At 63.1% G+C, this 18,682-nt stretch carries 13 protein-coding genes and 1 pseudogene; 5 read left to right on the top strand and 9 right to left on the bottom strand.

The features are described 5' to 3' along the window. Positions 1–71: 71 nt before the first annotated feature. Entirely contained in the window at positions 72–854 is a 783-nt protein-coding gene (locus tag BXY39_RS04505) for a DeoR/GlpR family DNA-binding transcription regulator (RefSeq protein ID WP_121937603.1), read from the top strand. 279 nt (positions 855–1,133) lie between these two features. On the opposite strand, the pseudogene BXY39_RS04500 reads toward BXY39_RS04505, so the two are convergent. Continuing rightward, a pseudogene (locus BXY39_RS04500) lies at positions 1,134–1,310 on the bottom strand (transposase); the annotation flags it as partial. A gap of 230 nt (positions 1,311–1,540) precedes the next feature. On the opposite strand from BXY39_RS04500, the gene BXY39_RS04495 reads away from it, so the two are divergent. Then, a complete protein-coding gene (locus tag BXY39_RS04495; RefSeq protein WP_147453469.1) occupies positions 1,541–1,975 on the top strand; it encodes a hypothetical protein in 435 nt (144 codons plus the stop codon). Positions 1,976–2,171: 196 nt separating this feature from the next. Here BXY39_RS04495 and BXY39_RS04490 read toward each other — a convergent pair whose 3' ends face one another. Next, on the bottom strand, positions 2,172–3,050 hold the full coding sequence (locus BXY39_RS04490) for a sulfotransferase family protein (protein ID WP_170163621.1): 879 nt from the start codon (positions 3,048–3,050) through the stop codon (positions 2,172–2,174). A 294-nt stretch (positions 3,051–3,344) separates the two neighbouring features. On the opposite strand from BXY39_RS04490, the gene BXY39_RS04485 reads away from it, so the two are divergent. Further along, complete coding sequence (locus tag BXY39_RS04485; protein ID WP_121937600.1) at positions 3,345–3,959, top strand: sulfotransferase family 2 domain-containing protein; 615 nt, start codon at positions 3,345–3,347, stop codon at positions 3,957–3,959. Positions 3,960–4,043: 84 nt separating this feature from the next. Here BXY39_RS04485 and BXY39_RS04480 read toward each other — a convergent pair whose 3' ends face one another. From BXY39_RS04480 to rfbC, 7 genes are all read right to left on the bottom strand, one after another. Further along, on the bottom strand, positions 4,044–6,203 hold the full coding sequence (locus tag BXY39_RS04480) for an SAM-dependent methyltransferase (protein ID WP_121937599.1): 2,160 nt from the start codon (positions 6,201–6,203) through the stop codon (positions 4,044–4,046). Between the two features lie 163 nt (positions 6,204–6,366). Next, entirely contained in the window at positions 6,367–9,402 is a 3,036-nt protein-coding gene (locus tag BXY39_RS04475) for a rhamnosyltransferase WsaF family glycosyltransferase (RefSeq protein WP_170163620.1), read from the bottom strand. Positions 9,403–9,485: 83 nt separating this feature from the next. Next, entirely contained in the window at positions 9,486–12,113 is a 2,628-nt protein-coding gene (locus BXY39_RS04470; protein ID WP_121937597.1) for a glycosyltransferase family 2 protein, read from the bottom strand. 118 nt (positions 12,114–12,231) lie between these two features. Continuing rightward, entirely contained in the window at positions 12,232–13,104 is an 873-nt protein-coding gene (rfbA, locus tag BXY39_RS04460; protein WP_121937595.1) for a glucose-1-phosphate thymidylyltransferase RfbA, read from the bottom strand. Positions 13,105–13,170: 66 nt separating this feature from the next. Further along, entirely contained in the window at positions 13,171–14,067 is an 897-nt protein-coding gene (gene rfbD, locus BXY39_RS04455) for a dTDP-4-dehydrorhamnose reductase (protein ID WP_121937594.1), read from the bottom strand. Further along, complete coding sequence (gene rfbB / locus BXY39_RS04450; RefSeq protein WP_121937593.1) at positions 14,064–15,152, bottom strand: dTDP-glucose 4,6-dehydratase; 1,089 nt, start codon at positions 15,150–15,152, stop codon at positions 14,064–14,066. Before rfbB ends, rfbD begins: the two co-directional genes overlap by 4 nt. A 5-nt stretch (positions 15,153–15,157) precedes the next feature. After that, the gene (gene rfbC / locus BXY39_RS04445) at positions 15,158–15,736 is read right to left on the bottom strand and encodes a dTDP-4-dehydrorhamnose 3,5-epimerase (RefSeq protein WP_121937592.1); all 579 of its coding nucleotides are present in this window, start codon (positions 15,734–15,736) and stop codon (positions 15,158–15,160) included. 149 nt (positions 15,737–15,885) lie between these two features. On the opposite strand from rfbC, the gene BXY39_RS04440 reads away from it, so the two are divergent. Continuing rightward, positions 15,886–17,142, top strand: a complete 1,257-nt coding sequence (locus BXY39_RS04440) for a glycosyltransferase family 4 protein (protein WP_147453468.1) — start codon at positions 15,886–15,888, stop codon at positions 17,140–17,142. Positions 17,143–17,219: 77 nt separating this feature from the next. After that, on the top strand, positions 17,220–18,656 hold the full coding sequence (locus BXY39_RS04435; protein ID WP_121937590.1) for a mannose-1-phosphate guanylyltransferase/mannose-6-phosphate isomerase: 1,437 nt from the start codon (positions 17,220–17,222) through the stop codon (positions 18,654–18,656). Positions 18,657–18,682 lie beyond the last annotated feature (26 nt).

The following is an 18,682-nucleotide window of genomic DNA, read 5'->3' as shown; positions in this document are numbered from 1 at the left end:
GGAACATTTGATTGAAATTGATAAAACTGCTCGGTATCGCTCATGCAGCGAAACTGAACGGGTATTGACCAATGCATTCCACCGAGCGGCATCGCCGTATTCTCGAGCTCATGGCGGAAACCGGATTTTTGTCGTTTCGGCAGCTGGAAAAAGCGATACAGGCCTCTCCCGCGACCCTGCGCCGGGACCTGGACAAACTGGCCGGGGCCGGTGATATCGAGCGCGTGCACGGCGGCGCCAGGCTTTTGCGGCCCATGGCGGGAGAGTCCTCGCAGCCGATGCTCGGCGGTATTCCGTTTCATGTGAATATCCACAAAAATCCGGACGCGAAAAAAGCCATCGGCAAGGCAGCGGCCGCCCTTTGCGACGAGGGCGAGGGGGTCATGATCGACGGCGGGTCGACAACGCTGCAAATGTGCTCCTACATCGAGGGGAAAGACCTTCAGGTCCTGACGAATTCCCTGCATCTGGTCAGCGCCCTCCTGCCCCAGAAAGGGACCAAGGTCCTGGTGCCGTCCGGTGCCGTCTTTCCCGAACAGAATATCATTCTTTCCCCCTCCGGTGAGGACGGCATGCCGCAATTCATGGCGTCCAAACTGTTCATGGGAGCGTCGGCCGTTGGTCCCGATGGTCCGTTGCAGGACGATATCCTGCTGGTCGCGGCAGAACGCCGACTGATCGAGCGGGCGGATCAGGTCATTCTGCTGGTCGACAGTTCAAAGTTTCACAGGGCATCGGGCATTGTCGTATGCGGTCTCAGCGCCATCGACATTATCGTCACGGACGACCGCATTTCCGATGACAGCGTCAAAATGGTCGAAGACGCCGGCGTCACCCTGATTGTTGCGAAATAGGCTCCTGCCAAGGGAACCCGCCACCTGATTGAGGCCCGTGCCGGGCCACAGGCTCAAATCCCACGGCGCGACACCGGGCGACCAATTTGCATATGCAAATTGCATATGCAAATTGGTCCGCTGCGGCGGGCTGAACGCGGCGCCGCCCCGCATTCGGCACGGCGGTGCGCAAAGGCTCCACGCGGCCCGTTCGGTGATGGCGCCGGTGTGTGGACCGCGGCGAAAATCAGCGGATTGTTGTGCTTTTGGGGGCTGTTGCCCGCGCAAACGTCCCATGCCGCCATCGCAGCCCTGCGATATCTCGACCGGAAGGCAATCCCAGTGCCCAGCCTTGCGCCATCGCACAAAGCGATTGTAGCAGGCGGTATACCGGCCGTAGCGCTCCGGAATGTCGGCCCAGGGCGAACCCGTCCGAAAGCGCCAGAGGATGCCGTTCAGCACCTTCCGGTCATCGACCATTCAACATCCGCCAGTTCGTGGCGACGCCGGCGCATCACAATCCGCCTTCAATGAGGAGAACCGTGAAGCACAGTCCCATTGCACTGAGAAGGTCTTTTGTGAGTTTACGTCCGGCTAGATTGAGCGGTGGATCACGACACAGGGATTTGGCCGCCAAGATCTACGGTTGTTTGACACTATACTGGTGGAATAATACGGTTCACCTGCTTTGTTAGCGGAGTTTATTGATGTCCACCGATCGTCAAGCCGCGCCACCAGTGTCTTTCTGGCGCATAACCGCCCTACGGATCTTGTATGCACTCATTGCCGCTGCGTTGAGCAGCTTTGTTTGGCAACAACTTTTCTTCCAGTCCGCGGACTGGCCTGTCATGCGTGGCATCGCCAAAGCAATGATGGGTGCTCTCGCCATTCTCTGCTTGATCGGATTGCGGTACCCGCTCCAAATGCTGCCGGTCTTGTTGTTTGAGTTGCTCTGGAAGACGATCTGGCTCCTCGCGATTGCTTTGCCCGCCGCCCTCAACGATAGATGGAGCTCTGATATTGAGTCGGTATTCTATGAGACTATCGGGATAGTTATCGCCTACTTGATCATACCTTGGAGATACGTTTGGTCACGTTACTTCACGCAGCCCAGCGAACCCTGGACAGCGCGGGACAGGTAGTCGCGTCAATCCGTCCGGGCTGCGAAAAGGCGCGACGTATCTCGCTCCGCGAATTGGCGACCACACTGGTTCGCCAGGGCAAATCTTCCCATGTCCGTAAATGGGTCGGACGCGGTCGGTCCGCTTTCAGCGCGGCAATGCGGCTAAATGAACACCACGTGATCGATAATGTCATGCCAGTGCCCCATTATTCGGGCTAATTCGGCACGCCCTGGTCCAGATATGTCGCCATATTGTCGCGCCAGCGTTTGGGCACGCGCGTGCCGTAGCGTTTCACCACATAGTCATAGACATAGGCGAACCGCCGCACCGCCATGGCTTTGCGGTCCTCGCTCAATGTGATGTCGGCGCTTTCATTCACCCGCTTGTCGAAATCGGGATACCGGACCGGCACATCCAGAAAACCGCAGATCCGCTCGATGGTGGCGCGGGTGAACAGGTCCTCGTAAAACAGGACCAGAACGTCCTCCTCCGGCACCGCCTCGTCCAGGGCTTCCAGCGTGTGCTTGTAATTGGACTTGGCGACGAAATTCATGTCGGAAAAGCCGTCCTCGAATTTTTCCCCGGCGTCGAACCCCTTGATGATTTTCTGGTAGAAACGCAGGTTGGACCAGTATCTTTCCGCCGGGTCCCGCATGATGAAAATCAGTTTCGTGTCCGGGTGCAGGCTGTGCATCTGCCTGAAATCACGCGCCCGCAAAACCGAATAGTCCGGTGATATCTCGCAGAAAACCCGCTCATCCTCGACCCGCCTGTTGAAAAAGGCCAGATAATCGTCCGTGGTCTTCATCTCGAACCGTTCGACATAATTCACCAGCCCGCGATAATAGGGGTCGCGTTCGGCGATCTGGCGCGGGTGTTTGACGTTGCTGGCCATTTTCCGCAGGCTTTGCAGAAAGGCCTCCTCCTGGATCGGACGGAAGGACGGCACCGCCCTCAGGTCAAAGAAATGCAGTTCCTTGATCGGCGACATGAATATGTCGGGATGGGTGCTGAAATACCGTCCAAGCCATGTGGTGCCCGCTTTTTGCGCCCCGATGCCGATGACGAACCTTTTGCCGGTGAGATTTTTCATATTGAAACGGACCTTGGGGAAATCCTTGTGGGGTCCCCCCGCATGACGCGACGGGAATATCGCCGGCACCATATTATGCGCCCCGCGGGCTGACAAGCCGGATCGGCCGTCTGCCTCCAGTCTGGCCCCAATCCCGAGTCTGGCCCCAATCCCCAGTCTCTCAGTCCTTGCCCGCTCCTTGCCCGGCCCCGGCATGGGCGCTCGGCCGCGCACCTTGGCCCTTGACGGGACTGTCCGCGCGGGGCTTATTCACCGCACCCGTCTTATACGGTCCGAACAATAAGGATATGCGCCATGCCGGTTTTCTGGAACGGCCACAAAAAGCTGCTGTTTGTTCATGTTCCCAAAACCGGTGGCACCTATATCGAGGACCTGTTTCGCGCCAACGGCTACAGGGTCTATTTCTGGGAACGCGGCGACCTGATCGACCAGATGTGCTGCTCGCCGCAGCACTATCACGCCGATATTCTGCGCACGCTGTTCAGGCTCAGCGCTTTCGACCATGTGTTCATGACCGTGCGTCACCCCCTCAAACGGATGATCTCGGAATACAGGATGCGCCAGGAAAAGGGGGAAAAACGCCCTTTCCATGACTGGGCGCCCGCCACCCTGCTGAAAGCGCAGGACGACCCCTTTTACCTGGACAATCATATCCGGCCGCAGGCCGATTTCCGGATGCCCGGTGTCGATATCCACCGCCAGGAAGACGCCTTCAATGCCGATTGGGCCAAACGGCTGAATGCCCAGCACGGTCTAGGCTTTCAGGTCATGGAGGTGCCGCGCCGGCGCGAAAACCCGGACTTTCACCGGACCTTCAACCCGGATGATATCCCCGCGTCCGTCAGAAAGGCGATCGAGGCTTATTATGACGCCGATTACCGGTCCTTCGATTACGGCCTGACCCCCTGATCTTTCGACCCCTGACCTCTGATCTCCTGACCGGCTGATCCGTTACCCGTCCGTCAGGCAGCCCCGTGACCAGGGGTGTGCACATCAGGATTTGCGCCGGCATTCCACCAGCATCAGGTCCTGCGCCGTGTTGGGCAGGGCCTGGTAGCGCTGCTGGTGGACCATGGCAAAGCCGGCCGCCGCAAGCGCGCGCAGGACCCCTGTCGCATGGCCGTGCGTTTCCTTGGCCGCGACGCTGCCGTCGGCCTTTTTCGGCCACAGCCAGTCGGTGCCGGGGATCAGGTGCAGGGACAGGTATAAATGCCCGCCCGGTGTCAGCCAGGTCGCGCATCGCTGAATGACGGCCCGCCGCGTGCCCGCGTCCAGCTGGTGCAGCAGCCCCAGCCCGCAGATGATGGCGAAACGGTCCTTCGGGGTGTAGGACAGGATATCGCCCTGTGTGGAACGGATTTTCGCCGACACCCGGCCATAGTCGAAAAAGCCGTTTTCCCGCCAGTCCGCCCGGTTGGACGGCGTGCAGATCAGGGCGCTGTTGTCAACGGTGTCAACCGTCGCGCCGTGATCGCTCAGGAAAAACGGAACCGGCGACAGGCCGCTGCCCATGTCAAGGACATGCGCCCCGGACAGCTTGTCCCTGACCCGTGCGGCCAGCCACGGCATTTCAAGGGCCTTGATATAGCTTTGCGTGAAAAAGCCGAACTGCCGCCGGGTGATGTCCATCATATGGCGCTGGAAAATCGGATGGTCCGACAGCCGCGCGCAGTCCTGCAGCATCCGGGCATGGGCCTCCAGCGACGGCGTCATCTTCTCTCCGTCGGGCAGTCTGTTGGCGACAACCACCACTTCCTCGCCGCTCTGGTGCACAATGGTGACGTCCCGGAAAAGTCCCAGCCCTTTCAGATGCTGTGAAATCGGGCCGTGATATTTGATGTCGTCCGCGTTTTCGGGGCCGTATTCATACCCGGCCACGACCAGCCTGTCTTTCGCCAGCAGGGCCAGGGTCTTCAGCAGGGCCAGATACACCCGCGTGTCCGGGTGATGCACCAGCCGGTTGACGGCCAGAACCAGATCGGCGCGCCGCACGCGCGTCAGCGCCTCCAACCCGTTGAAGGCGGTGACCGCTGTCTTCAACGCGCCTTGGGCCGACTTGGCGGCCCGTGCGTCTTCCTCCAGCCCGCGATAGGTCGCAAACCGCACGCGCCGCGCCGCGACGGCGCCGGTCAGGCCGATTTCAAGAATATTTTTCGAGCCGAATTCCTCAACCAGATACCGCACCGCCGCATTGGTCGTTTTCGCCGACCGGGCCGCCGGCAGCGCCAGCTTGCCGGATCCCTTTTTATCAACACCTGCTTGATCAGCCCCTGTTTTATCGGACCCTGCCGTGTCGGGGCCGGCCGGCCCGCGATGCCGGTGTGCCCCCGTGCGCAGAAGACGGCGCAGCGGCTGAAGCGAGGCATCCAGCGTCCCGAGACCTGTTTGGCTCAGGTTACCATCCCGGTCGAGCCTTGTGGCGCAATAGAAAAACTTGGCCGGGATATCGCGCAGGCGGTCCTTGCGGCGGTGGCCGGGATAATTCCAGTCAAGCGGCAGCAGCTGTGCCTGCTGGCCCAGCTCGGTCAGGGCAAGGGCAAGGCTGACCTGTTCCAGCTGCGCCTCGGCGTCCTTGAAAAGATCGTTTCGCTCAAGGCACCAGCGCGTCCATTTCACCCAGAACGGGGCCAGGGTCGGCATGAAGTTGCGCTTCACGATCACCAGCCGCCCATTGACATTGTTGTGCTGGGTCAGCCGGTCACGGGTTCCGGGGAAGCTGGGCGGCACCGTCTCGCCCAGGTCCAGGCCCGCCGCCTCGAAAATCCGCCGCAACTGGCCAAGCGGCGGCCTGTCGGCATCGGCGATCTTGGCGGCGACGAAACCGGTGATTTCAGGGGTTTCCGCCGTACAGGCGGCAAGCCCCGCGTCCATCAGCCAGATCTCGTCGAAATCCCCGTGGCTGAAGGTGCCCAGCTGCTGCACCTTGGTGATATGGGGCGCGGTCCGCGCCAGGGGGGCCGCCTGCACCAGGGTGATGCCGCGACTGTCCGCCATGGACCGCAGCGCCGCGTCTGTGATGTCGGGCGCATGGACAAAGACCGATTTGGCCGGCACACCGCGCAAATCCAGCAGGGCGGTCAGCCAGACGGCCAGCTCGGTAAGGGATGTGTCGCTGTTGTCAACGTAGCAGCTGTAGGCGATGTGTGGTGCCATTGTGCCCGGTTGCTCCCTCTGTCGTTCCACCTGTCGCTCCCTGTGTCGCTCCGTGGTTTCGGTCCGCGCTGATCGGATACGCGCATGCGCCTCCGCGCTTCGTCCTTAGACCACCGGCCGCATTTTTAAAAGCGGCATTGTCGGCCGGTTGGTCAGGGCGATGTCAGAACAGGCCGTCCGTGTCCATGGCCGCGCCGGCAAGATGTCCGCGCAGCCGCGCCCGGACCAGTGCTTTCTGCGCCTCGGCCCGGTCCGCCGGCACACCGTTTTTCCGCGCCCAGGCCGCGTCGTCCGTATTCAGCGCCGTCAGCGCCGCTTCAAGCTGTGTCTCGGTTTCCAGCAGCCGGTAGCCGAAGTAATGCTTGAAAAAGGCGCTTTCCGTTTTCGACCGTTCAAAGGTTTCATCGGCATCGTAATCGTGGGAATGGTAGACCGTGGCCTGCGGCGCATAGACCTTGGCGAAACCCGCCTCCAGAATATCCCTGGCCCACAGCTGGTCTTCGCCGAATTTCGTCCGCCGGTAGGGGATCCGCCGCCACACCGAACGGCGCATGCAGCTGTTGTTGTCGCTGTAGAAATGCAGCAGCTGCCGCCACGCCGGATCGGTGTCGTATTTGTGCGGCGCCATGTCCTTGCTGACCATCAGCGGCTGGTGCATGAATTTTTCAAAATGGGCTTTCATATCCCGCCGGGTAAAGGGCGAGGCCTCCGGCCACGCCACATGCCGGCCGAACGCCCCGGCGGCCTTGTCGCCGAAATGCTCTATCGCCGTCACCAGGTTGAACAGCCAGCGGTCGTTCACCGGCTGCGCGTCATGGGTGAGAAAGGCGATAAACGCCCCCGATGTCATCTCCACCCCCAGATTGCGCGTGTCGCCGTGGTTGAAATCGGTGGGGTCGATCCGGTGCAGGCGGATGTCCGGGTGCCGCTGAACGGTCTCCAGCGTGCCGTCCGTCGACCCGCTGTCGATGACAAGGATCTCATAGGGCCATGGGGTGTGCTGGGCCGTGACCGCCGACAGGACGCGTTCCAGAACCGGCCCGGCGTTGAAGGTCGGAATCACGACGGAGGCCTTGGGGGCGTGCCCGGTCTGTACGGCCTGAGGGGTCTGGTCTGTCCGGGGGGTCTGGTCTGTCCGGTCGGCCTGTTCTGTCCGGGCGGTCTGCACGGTCTGTACGATCTGGACGCTTTGGGCGGGCCCTGGGGCCGCCATATCCTGTGCATGGGCGCCGATACGCTCCACCATGGCGCTCTCGATGCGCTCCGCCGCGCCCTCCCAGGTGAAGCGGTTGACCCAGTCCCGCGCCTTTGCCGCCTGGGCGCCGCGCTTTTCCGGATCGGCGATCAGGTCCGCCAGCCTGTCGGCGATATGGCGGGGGTCGGCCTTGGCAAAGGTGACGACATCCTCCGGATAGATGGCGCGGGTGTTGTCCCCGTCCAGCTCGACGACCGGCAGGTCGCAGGCCATCATTTCCTGCGGCACCAGCGAGTAGTTGGTGGCGGAAAAGACGACGCCGATATCGCATGTGCGGAACAGCTCGGCCAGCGCATCGGGCCGGGCGACGCCGTGATCGCGGAAGGCAAAGGGCGCGGCGCTGAACGCGACCGGTTCGCCGAAAAAATCCACCTCGAAGGCCACGCCCCGTCTGGCCAGAACCTCCAGCGCCATGAAGGCCAGTTCCACCGCCCGCCGCGCCGTGAATGTGCGGGCATAGAGGGCGATGCGCGGGGGGGTGTGTGGGCGCGTGTGCGGCTGCCGGGTCTTTGGCGGGTGATAGGTTTTGCCGTCGGCGGCCAGCCAGAAATACGTGGCCCAGCGCCCGTGTTTTTCCCGCATCAGGCCGGCAAGCCACGGGCTGGCGCACAGGCAGTCCAGATCATGGCCGTATGTGGCCTCCGCCGCCAGGCTGCGCGCGCCGGTCGGGAAAAAGCCGGGCTCATAATCCTGCACGAAATAGAACCGCCGCTTGAACCGCGTTGCCGACAGCACGGGCCAGACGGTCCAGCAGTCGGTGGCGATGACGGCGTCCCCCGCCGCCGTGTCGAAACCGTCGTCGGTAAAGCCGATATCGCCGGCGAAATGCTGGAAATGCTTGACCACATCGTCATAGGCCGTGTCCGCGTCCTTGTGGTTTTGCGCGTTGTGGATCCAGACGGTGTTTTTGTGGCCCCGCACCTCCAGCAGGTGGATCATGCGGAAAATGGTCATGTGTCCGCCCGCGCCGGGCGAGAAATCCGGGATCACCCAGTGCAGGTGCATGCGCGTGCTGTCAAACTCGCCGCTCTCCGGCGCCAGGTCGTGCAGCGGAAAATCGATCATCCCCCTCAGCGTCGGCGCGATCGGCAGCCGGGCCTCGGTTTTGACATGGCCGTGAAAAACACCGCCCGACCGGTTTGTGGCCGGAAGCGGCCGGCCTTCGTGCCGGCCGTGTCTGAGGAAATGCCGCAGCGGGTTCAGGCCCTTGTCGGCCAGGTCGGGATTGTCGGCCAGATAGCGCCCCGCGCTGAAGCGCGGCGACGGGTCATGGCCCAGCCGATACCCCTCGCGGGCATAGAACAGCAGGGGGTTTTCCGTGCCGATATCGTCGCCGTAACACTCTGCGTACCACTGCATATTGAAGAAGGGATTGGGGTTGCGCCCTTCCGCGATGCCGTGCTTGACGAAATGCACCAGCGCATCGACGCCGGCGGCGTACAGATCCTCATAATGCGCCAGATACCAGTCGCCGTCGAAAAGTCCGGTCTTGTGGACGGCGACCGCCAGGTCCATGTGCTTTTGGCTCAGCCCGCCGTCGCTGTTGGGAAAGGCCGTGCGTCCCTGGGCCTGGCCGCGCTCAAGGTGGTAGCCCAGCGGGTCCCGGCTCAGACCGGCCACATCCGGATACACCGCGCGGTACCGCGACAGGCTGAAGGCCGGTGACGGGTCCCGGCCGGCCTTCCAGCCCGTCTCGATATAATGCAGAAGCGCGGACCCCGTCACGGCATCCCTGTCCGGCAGTGTGCGGCGGTAGTAACGGGGGTCGAAATAGGGGTTGGGCCGGCGGCCCTCCTTTTCACCGAAATCCAGATAATGGCTCAGCGGGTCCATGCCGCTTTCCGCCACATCGGTGTTTTCGCCCAGATACCAGTGGCTCTGGAACAATCCGCTGTCCTCAATGGTCCGACGGATGCTCTGCCGGGGGCCGGATGCTGTGCTCATAGGGTTCTGACTCTTCATCGGTATGGACTCGAACGCTCATTTTAATGACATCCCTGATAAGACGTCTTGATGAACATCGCCTGTTATTGTTCCGATCCGGGGCGGGCCTGCCGGTCCGTGTGGGGTCCGTGCGGCGGGCCGGGCGCCTTCAGCATGGCGAACGCCTTGCCGCGCCGGGAGAAGACGCGCGGGTAAAACGGGTCCCGGTGCAGCCTGTCGCCCCAGGTTTTTTCCATCCACAGGCGTTCGCGCAGGGCACGCTCGGCCTTTGAGTCGTCCTGGTGGTCATAACCGCGGCTTTTCGATTCCAGATGGTTGAAGGTGATTTCGGGGACATACAGCACTTTCAGGCCGTGTTCCCGCACCTTCAGGCAGAAATCCACATCGTTGAACGCGACCCGCAGGGTTTCCGCCTCGAACCCGCCGGCGGCCTCGAACACCTCCCGCCGGCAGCCCAGAAAGGCCCCGGTGACGGCGGAATTGCCGTGCGTCAGTTTCGACCGTTCCAGATACAGACCGCTCGTGCAGCTTTCGCCGGCGGCCTCATGGGCGGCCACGCCGACATCATACAGCACCACGCCGCCATGCTGTATGGTGCCGTCCTCATACAGCAGGCGGGCGCCGACGGCCCCCACATTCGGGCGTGCCAGCTGTCCGCGCAGGACACGGTCCCAGCCGGGGCGCAGCGCCAGCGTGTCATTGTTGAGAAACAGCAGCAATTCCGCGTCGCTCAGGCCGGCGGCACGGTTGTTCAGGGCCGACCAGTTGAAGGGCGCTTCGTCCCGGCACACCGTCACGCCGGTATCCGTGCCCACGGTGCGCAGCCATGCGAGCGTTTCGGGGTCGTCGCTGCCATTGTCCATGATGATGATGTCAGTGGCTTCGGGCAGTGACAGGGTCGCCAGCAGGCTTTCGACACAGGGCCGGATCATGTCCAGCGCGTTGCGCGTCGGGATGATGATCGCCAGCCTTTGCTCCGTGTCGCCCGCCGGGCGCACGATGCGGCGCGCGTCCGCCAGGTCGCCGTCGAACGGGTCCGTGTGCGCCGTCACCCGGACCTCCGGCGCGACCCGCGCCAGATGGGCCGTCACCACGGCGGTTTCATCGGCGATCCGGGTCTCGGGCGTGTCGTCATCGCCGGCGGCCGTCCTGTGCCACAGCATCCGGTCCAGATGGACGACGCCGTCCTCGCCGCCGGCCTCGACCGCCGCCAGCAGCAGGGCCAGGTCCCAGGCCGTGTTTGCCGCCGGGATATGCCGGCACGCCGCCGCCAGACGGTCCCGCCGGATGATGAAACTGTGGCCGATGATGTTGCGTTCCAGCAGCATGTCATAGTCGAAACAGGGCTTGAAATGGGGCCTGTCATACCGGTCCGACCGGCCGGCGTGATAATCATGGTCGCAGGTGATGATGCCGGCGTCCCGGTATCGCACGGCGGCCACGGCAAACCATTCGAGGGCATGAGGCGACAGGCGGTCGTCCGCCGGCAGCAGCAGCACATGATCCCCCGGCAGGCCGGCCACCAGGCTGTCGGTGATGGCCGCGACGCTGTCCACGGCGCCGACATGCAGCGGCGGCAGCGTTTGAGCGTCCACACTGTCCCGCCCGGCTGAGCGCGCGCCGGGTGTGTCCCCGATCAGCAGGACGCTGATGCCGGAGCTGTCCGGCAGCGGTGCTTGCGGCCGGCGCGGCGGGTACAGGGATGCATACAGGTCATAGTCATGCCGCGGCACGGCGCCGTAATGCTCCAGCGCGGGCAGGGCCTTCTCGATGCGGGCGAGGGTGTCGGCCAGGTCGCTTGTGTCCCGTGTGTCCAGTGCGCCGCCGTCCGCCGTTTTGTCGGCCAGCCGGGCAAGGTCGCGGGCCATGCGCTGGATATAGCCGACCGGGTTGGCCCGGTCGGTCATGACATTGCGGGGCCGGCAGACCGGTGTGCGGCTGTCATGCTCGACAATTTGCAGGCGCAGTTGCGGCGCGTGCAGCACCGATGGCGGAACGTTCAGGGGAAATTCGAACCCGAAGCGACCGTGCCCGCCGTGGCGTTCCTGCAGGTCGCGGCGGGTCAGGTCCGCCAGCGTGCCGCCGATGAAATGATTGTTGACGAAAAAATCCAGCCGCAGCGACCGGTCCGGATTGTCCGTGTCCAGCGCATAGCCCCGGCAGACCATGCTGACCAGATCCTCGATATGGCCGATGATGCTGGACCGGTCCCAGCGTTCCAGCAGGGTCAGGGCCGTTCTGAAATCCGCCAGCGTGTCGCGGCCCACCGCCTGTTCAAAGGCATCCTGAAGACGCGGGCTGTCCATGGCGGCCAGCAGCAGCCCCGCCCAGGAGGCGCCGGCTGTGTTCCTGTGCGTGCTTGGACCCATGTACCGATCCGTTTTCCGGTTCCTTTTCCGGCTGGGGGCCTGATCGGTTTTGGGGGGCGCGGTCACCCGCAAATGCCGGGGCAGAATGGCGGCCGCCTCGTCATATTGCCGCGCCGACAGGCCGTCATGAACCAGCTGCCGGCCGGCGATGGCCATTTTCAGAACCTGATGACGGAACTCCTGGCCGCCGATCAGGGTCCGCATGACGGAGAAAAAGGACCGGTCCGCCCCGAGACGCTGGCGTTCCTCCTCATCCGTGGCGGCCCGTCCCAGGATGAGAAGATAAAGCCCCCGGATATCGTCAAGGGTGACGCGTTTGCTTCTGTCCAGTATCCGTCGCATGCATGCCTATCCGCGCCCGGGCACAGTGATGCCGGGCAAAACCACCCATGGGCCTGTCATCCATGGGCCTGTCATCCATGGGCCTGTCATCCATGGGCCTTTCAGGGGTGCCGGGTGTTCAGTCGTGACCATAACGCAGCAGGCTGCTCAGATAGTCGCCGTAGCTGTTTTTATAGCGTGTGGCCAGCGCCTCCAGCGCCGCGTCGTCAATAAAGCCCTGCCGCCAGGCGACCTCTTCCGGGCAGGCGATCTTGAAGCCCTGCCGGGCCTCGATCGTCTGGACGAAATGGCTGGCCTGCATCAGGCTGTCGACCGTGCCTGTATCGAGCCAGGCGGTGCCGCGCTGCAATTTGATGACATTCAGGTCGCCCCGCTTCAGATAGGCGTCGTTGACGCTGGTGATTTCCAGCTCGCCCCGTGCCGACGGTGTGATGGTCTTGGCGATGTCGACCACATCGGCGTCGTAGTAATACAGGCCGGTGACCGCCAGGTTGCTTTTGGGCCTGGCCGGTTTTTCCTCGATGGAGACCGCGCGCCCATCGGCATCCATCTCAACGACGCCGAACGCGCTGGCATCGACCACGGGATAGGCGAAGACATAGGCGCCGGTGTCGACCGATCCGGCTTTTTTCAGCGCCTGTGTCAGGCCGGCGGCGTAAAAGATGTTGTCGCCCAGCGCCAGGGCGCAGGAGTCGCCATTGATGAAGGTTTCGCCGATCAGAAACGCCTGCGCCAGGCCGCCCGGCTCGGGCTGGGCCCGGTAGGCCAGCGACAGACCCCACTGCGACCCGTCGCCAAGCAGGGCCTCGTAAAGCGGCAGGTGTTCGGGCGTGCTGATGATCAGCACATCGCGGATATCCGACAGCATCAGCGTGGTCAGCGGATAATAGATCATCGGCTTGTCATAGACGGGCAGAAGCTGCTTGCTGATCGATTGGGTGATCGGGTACAGCCGCGTGCCCAATCCGCCGGCCAGAATGATACCTTTCATTTCTGCCACGCCTTTCTGACTGTTCGGTGTATTCGTTTCGCTTAAAACATTTTTCGGGGGGCGTTGTCACGCGGCCTGTAACACACGGTCCACACAGTCCGCCACACCGTCCCGCCAGTGCGGCAGCCGCACACCGAAGACACGGGCCGCCTTGCCCGTGTCCAGCCGGGAGTTCGCCGGCCGGGCCGCCGGCGTCGGATACTCCTCGGTGGTAATCGCCGCCACCTCGGGCGGGGGGTGGCCGTGGCCGGCCGCGACGGAGAAGATTTCGCACGCCAGCCCGTGCCAGCTTGTCTCCCCCTCGCCCGCAAGGTGGAAGATCCCGGCATAGTCCGCCTGCCAGCCGGTCGCCGCAATCCTGGCGCAGATGCCGAGCAGCCCGGCCGCGATGTCCGGGGCATAGGACGGGTTGCCCCATTGGTCGCCGACCACCCGCAGGGCGTCGCGTTCGCGCCCGAGACGCAGCATCGTCCTGACGAAATTGTGGCCCCAGGGGCTGTACACCCAGGCGGTGCGCAGGACGATCGCCTTCGGGCAGGCCGCCAGGACCGCCCGTTCGCCGTCCAGTTTGGACCGGCCGTAGGCACCCGCCGGGCCCACCGGGTCATCCTCGACATACGGGTCGGCCTTGGTGCCGTCGAAGACATAATCCGTCGACAGATGCAAAAACGGGATATCCCGGTCCGCCGCGACCCTGGCAAGGGCGGCGGCGCCGTCCGCGTTGATACGCCGTGCCTGGTCCTCTTCCGCTTCCGCCTTGTCCACATTGGTGTAGGCGGCGGCATTGATCAGGATGTCGGGTGCTTCCGCCGCGATCGCGGCGGCCAGTGTGTCCGGCCGGCCCAGGTCCAGATGCGGGCGTCCCATGCAGACCAGCCGGTAATCGGGCAGGCCCGGCGGGGGTGCCGCCCGGTCCAGGGCGGTGGCGACCTGTCCGCTTTTGCCGGCGACGAGGATTTTCATGATGTCCCGGTATCCTTTGACCCGGTTTCTTTCTGCGTTCCGCTCAGAAGGCCCTTGCGTTCATGGGCATGGGCGCGCAGCGGGCCCCACCACCAGTTGTTGTCCAGATACCATTCTATGGTCCGTTTCAGGCCGGTCTCGAATGTTTCCTCCGCGCGCCAGCCCAGCTCCCCCTCCAGCTTGCCGGCATCGATGGCATAGCGTGCGTCATGCCCCGGACGGTCATCGACGAAGGCGATCTGGTCGCGGTAGGAGCCATCCTTTTTCGGCCGCAACGCGTCGAGAATATCGCACAGCCGTTCCACCACCTGTAGATTGGTGCGCTCATTGCGTCCGCCCACATTGTATTTCTCGCCGATCCGGCCCTGGGTCAGGATCAGGTAAAGCGCCTTGGCGTGGTCTTCCACATACAGCCAGTCGCGGACATTGGATCCGTCGCCGTAAACCGGCAAATTCTTGCCGTCCAGCGCGTTCAGGATCATCAGCGGGATCAGTTTTTCCGGAAAATGGTAGGGGCCGTAATTGTTCGAGCAATTGGAAATCACCACGGGCAGGCCGTACGTCTCCACCCACGCGCTGGCCAGATGGTCGGCCGAGGCCTTGGACGCGGAATAGGGCGAGCGCGGATCGTAAGCCGTATCCTCGGTGAACAGACCCGTCCGTCCAAGCGACCCGTACACTTCGTCCGTCGAGACATGCAGGAAACGGAACGCGTCCCGCTCAGCCCCCGTCAGCCCGTCATAATAGGCCCGCGCGCTTTCCAGCAGCCGGAAGGTGCCGACAATATTCGTCTGTATGAAGGCGTCGGCCCCGGTGATGGACCGGTCCACATGGCTTTCGGCGGCCAGATGCATCACCGCGTCCGGCCGGTGTGTTTCAAAGACGCGCGCCAGGGCCGCGCTGTCGCAGATGTCCACCTGTTCGAAACTGTATGAAGGGCTGTCCTGTATCGTCTCAAGCGATGAAAGCGTGCCGGCATAGGTCAGCTTGTCCACATTGACCACGCTGTGTCTGAGGTCGGTGACAAGATGCCGGCACACGGCCGAGCCGATGAAACCGGCACCGCCGGTAACGAGAATCTTCATAAGGGTCAAACCCGCCTTTCCGGCGCCTCATAGGTGAAGGGGCTGTCAAAATCCTTGAAAGACCCGAGGGTCCTGTCCTTGTCCGACAGAATAAGGGCCTCTGACGGGAACGGCCATGCAATGCCCAGATCGGGGTCGTCAAACCGCAGACCGTCGTCGGCTTCGGGTGCGTAAAAATCCGTCACCTTGTAAACAAATTCGGTATCCGGTTCCAGCGTGCAGAAGGCATGGGCGAACCCCGGCGGCACCCAGAGCTGACGCCAGTTTTCCGCGCTCAGCTCGACCGCTTCGTGGGCGCCGTATGTGGGCGACCCCTTGCGCAGGTCGACGATGACATCCTGCACCCGTCCGCGTGTCACCCGCACCAGCTTGCCCTGTGCATGGGGCGGCCGCTGGAAATGCAGCCCGCGCAGCACGCCCGCCTCCCGCGACAGGGAGTGATTGTCCTGCACGAACCGCACCCCCGGGACATGCTGGTGGAACAGGCGTTCATTGAAGGTTTCGGAAAAAAATCCCCGCGCGTCGCCGAAGCGTTTCGGTTCCAGCACGAAGACATCCTTCAGCGTCATGGGGATCACATGCATGTCTGGCCTCTGTTGCGCCGGTGTGTCTTAAACGTCAGGGCGGTGCCTTTGATCATGGTTTATATTGCCTGACCGGCGGGTTGCAAAGGTCTTGATGCCACATTTTAAAAGGCTTGATCGCCGGGGGCATTTACGGGCACACGAAGACCATGTTGAAGCGTTTTTCATCCCGTTGGCGCGCACGCCTGGTCGAAGACAGACAGGCTCTCAAGGCCGCCGGCAGCCGACTGAACGGTGGCAGGCAGGGCGCTGCCGGTCAGTCGGCTGCCGGTCAGGGCGGTGTTCGCTCAGTCGGCATCCGTCCCGGCAGGGGCAACTGGACCGCCATGCGTCGCGGTGGGACCGGTCTGGTTCTGGGATACTGGCCGCGTATTCATCTGAACCCGTTTCATGATCTGTTGTATGCGCGCGCGCCCGCCAATGAGATCGCGGTTGCACCGCTGAACCTGCCCAGCCTTGTCCGCGTGCCGCGGTCATCCCGGCTGGTGCTGCATCTGCACTGGCTGCACAGATGTCTCGACGGCGCCGTCGATGACAGGGATGCGATGAAACGGGCCCGCCGTTTTCTCAAGCGCCTGAAGCAGCGCAAGACCATGGGCGCCGGCCTGGTGTGGTCCATCCACAATGCCCTGTCCCACAGCGCGACCTTTCCCGAGGCCGAGCGCTATCTGCGCGGCCGTGTTGCCGGCCTTGCCGATGTTCTGCACATCATGAACCCGGAAACCGGGGCGGCGGTGCGCGATATGTTCGCCCTGCCGTATGAAAAGTGCGTCCACATTCCGCACCCCGCCTTTACCGGATTTTACGATACCGACAGGGCCCGCCCATCGGCCCGCCATCGTCTTGGCGTTTCCGGCACGGCGCCGGTGTTCCTGCTGTTCGGGCGTCTGGCCCCTTACAAGGGACTGCTGGAATTTCTTGAGATTTTCTCCGCGTTGTCACGTCATTATGACGGCGGGGCCCGCTGTCTGATCGCGGGATCCGCCGGCCCGCCCGGCTTCATGGCTGCGCTTGAAGCGAAAGCCGCGTCTCTGGACGGTGTCACCCTGCGAATATCCCGGACGGACGATGACGGCCTGGCCGACTGTTTCGCCGCGTCGGATGTGGTGGTCTGCCCTTATGACAGGGGTCTCAATTCAGGCGTTGCCATGACGGCCCTGTCTTTCGGCCGGCCCGTCGTGGTGCCGCCGATGATCGCCGCCGCGCTCACGGGCGCCCATGACCATGTGCACAGCGCCGACCCCGCGAGCGCGCCGTCATTGCTGGCTGCCTGCATCGGCGCCGAGCGGGCCGGCCGCCTGTCCGTTTCGTCCGCCGGCCTGCGGCAGTGGTTGCAGGACCGGCATCCCGACCGTATTTCCGACAGTTTTTGTATGGCGCTGCGGCGATCTTTTGATATGCCTTGACCGGACGGTCGTCTTGTGCGGTCGCCCCATCGCGGCCATAGCCTCAGATTTCAGTCGAAGACGTTTGAGAGACGCATATGTTTGATCATATCACCCCGGTTATCCTGTCCGGCGGGTCCGGCACCCGTCTGTGGCCCCTGTCCCGTTCCAAACTGCCGAAGCAGTTTCTCAAACTGTTCGGTGACAAAAGCCTTTTCCAGAGCACGGTGGAACGGGTGGCGCCGCGCTACGGTTTCAGGCCGCCGCTGGTCATCTCGAACACGGATCACCGTTTTCTGGTCAACGAGGCCTTGGCGCAGGCCGGGGTCGGCGCCGAAGGGATCCTCTTGGAACCGTTCGGCCGCAACACCGCGCCGGCCGCGGCCCTCGCGGCCCTGATGGTGGCTGAAAACAATCCCGGCGCCCTGTTGCTGATCATGCCCTCGGATCATGTCATTCTGGACATGGCCGGCTTTCACAAGGCGGTCGAGACCGCCGCGTCGGCGGCCGCGCAAGGGTATCTTTGCTGTTTCGGAATGACGCCCGACGCGCCCGAGACCGGCTATGGCTATATTGCCGGCGGCGATCCGCTGGACGGCGCCACGGGCGCCTATGTGATCGAGTCCTTTCGCGAAAAGCCCGACGTGCAGACCGCCCGCCGGTATCTGGAAGACGGCAAATACAGCTGGAACAGCGGCATGTTCCTGTTCCGCGCCGACACCCTGCTTCAGGCGATGGAGGAGTATCAGAAACCCATGCTGGACGCCCTGCGGGCGGTGATGGGGGCCCTGACCAACGATCTGGATTTTCTGCGTCTCGACCCCGATCTGTTCGCGGCCGTTCCGTCCGATTCCATCGATTACGCCATTATGGAAAAAACCGGCCGGGCGGCGATTGTCCCGGCCGAGTTCGGCTGGTCGGACCTGGGCAGCTTCTCATCCCTTTGGGCGGTCGAGGACAAGGACGAACACGGCAATGTCACGGTCGGCGACGTGATGATGGAAGACTGCCGCGACTGCCTCGTCCATGGCGGCGACCGGCTGGTGACGGCCCTTGGCATCCAGGACCTGATTATCGTGGCAACCGATGACGCCATCCTTGTCTCCGACAAGAACCGCGATCAGGACGTGAAAAGAATCGTCTCGCGTATCAAGGCGGCCGAACGCGAAGAGGCCGATCTGCACACCACCGTTTACCGCCCGTGGGGGTCCTACCGTTCCATTACGGTCGGTGGGCGTTATCAGGTGAAGGAAATCACGGTCTATCCGGGCAAGCGCCTGTCGCTTCAGATGCACCATCACCGTGCCGAGCATTGGGTGATCGTCTCCGGGACGGCCATGGTGACACGGGATGACGAAACCGTGCTGATGAAAGAGGATGAATCCATCTATCTGCCGCTTGGGTGCCGGCACCGCCTGGAAAACCCCGGAAAGACCCCGCTGACCCTGATCGAGGTGCAGACCGGCAGCTATCTGGGCGAGGATGACATCGTCCGTTTCGACGATGATTTCGGCCGCACGCCGCAAAAGACCTGACACCGCACAAAGCCTGACACCGGCTA

This window comes from Eilatimonas milleporae, assembly GCF_003688555.1.
GTDB lineage: Bacteria > Pseudomonadota > Alphaproteobacteria > Sphingomonadales > Kordiimonadaceae > Eilatimonas > Eilatimonas milleporae.
Note: the sequence above shows the minus strand (reverse complement) of the source record. Positions and strands in the feature narration are given on the sequence as shown.

Bases quoted from the DNA above. Each gene is read 5' to 3' on its own strand.
- BXY39_RS04505 (WP_121937603.1), top strand. From the start codon at position 72: ATGCATTCCACCGAGCGGCATCGCCGTATTCTCGAGCTCATGGCGGAA.
- BXY39_RS04475 (WP_170163620.1), bottom strand. From the start codon at position 9,402: ATGAGCACAGCATCCGGCCCCCGGCAGAGCATCCGTCGGACCATTGAG.
- rfbB (WP_121937593.1), bottom strand. From the start codon at position 15,152: ATGAAGATTCTCGTTACCGGCGGTGCCGGTTTCATCGGCTCGGCCGTG.
- BXY39_RS04480 (WP_121937599.1), bottom strand. From the start codon at position 6,203: ATGGCACCACACATCGCCTACAGCTGCTACGTTGACAACAGCGACACA.
- BXY39_RS04485 (WP_121937600.1), top strand. From the start codon at position 3,345: ATGCCGGTTTTCTGGAACGGCCACAAAAAGCTGCTGTTTGTTCATGTT.
- BXY39_RS04435 (WP_121937590.1), top strand. From the start codon at position 17,220: ATGTTTGATCATATCACCCCGGTTATCCTGTCCGGCGGGTCCGGCACC.
- BXY39_RS04495 (WP_147453469.1), top strand. From the start codon at position 1,541: ATGTCCACCGATCGTCAAGCCGCGCCACCAGTGTCTTTCTGGCGCATA.
- rfbC (WP_121937592.1), bottom strand. From the start codon at position 15,736: ATGCATGTGATCCCCATGACGCTGAAGGATGTCTTCGTGCTGGAACCG.
- BXY39_RS04490 (WP_170163621.1), bottom strand. From the start codon at position 3,050: ATGAAAAATCTCACCGGCAAAAGGTTCGTCATCGGCATCGGGGCGCAA.
- BXY39_RS04470 (WP_121937597.1), bottom strand. From the start codon at position 12,113: ATGCGACGGATACTGGACAGAAGCAAACGCGTCACCCTTGACGATATC.
- BXY39_RS04440 (WP_147453468.1), top strand. From the start codon at position 15,886: ATGTTGAAGCGTTTTTCATCCCGTTGGCGCGCACGCCTGGTCGAAGAC.
- rfbA (WP_121937595.1), bottom strand. From the start codon at position 13,104: ATGAAAGGTATCATTCTGGCCGGCGGATTGGGCACGCGGCTGTACCCG.
- rfbD (WP_121937594.1), bottom strand. From the start codon at position 14,067: ATGAAAATCCTCGTCGCCGGCAAAAGCGGACAGGTCGCCACCGCCCTG.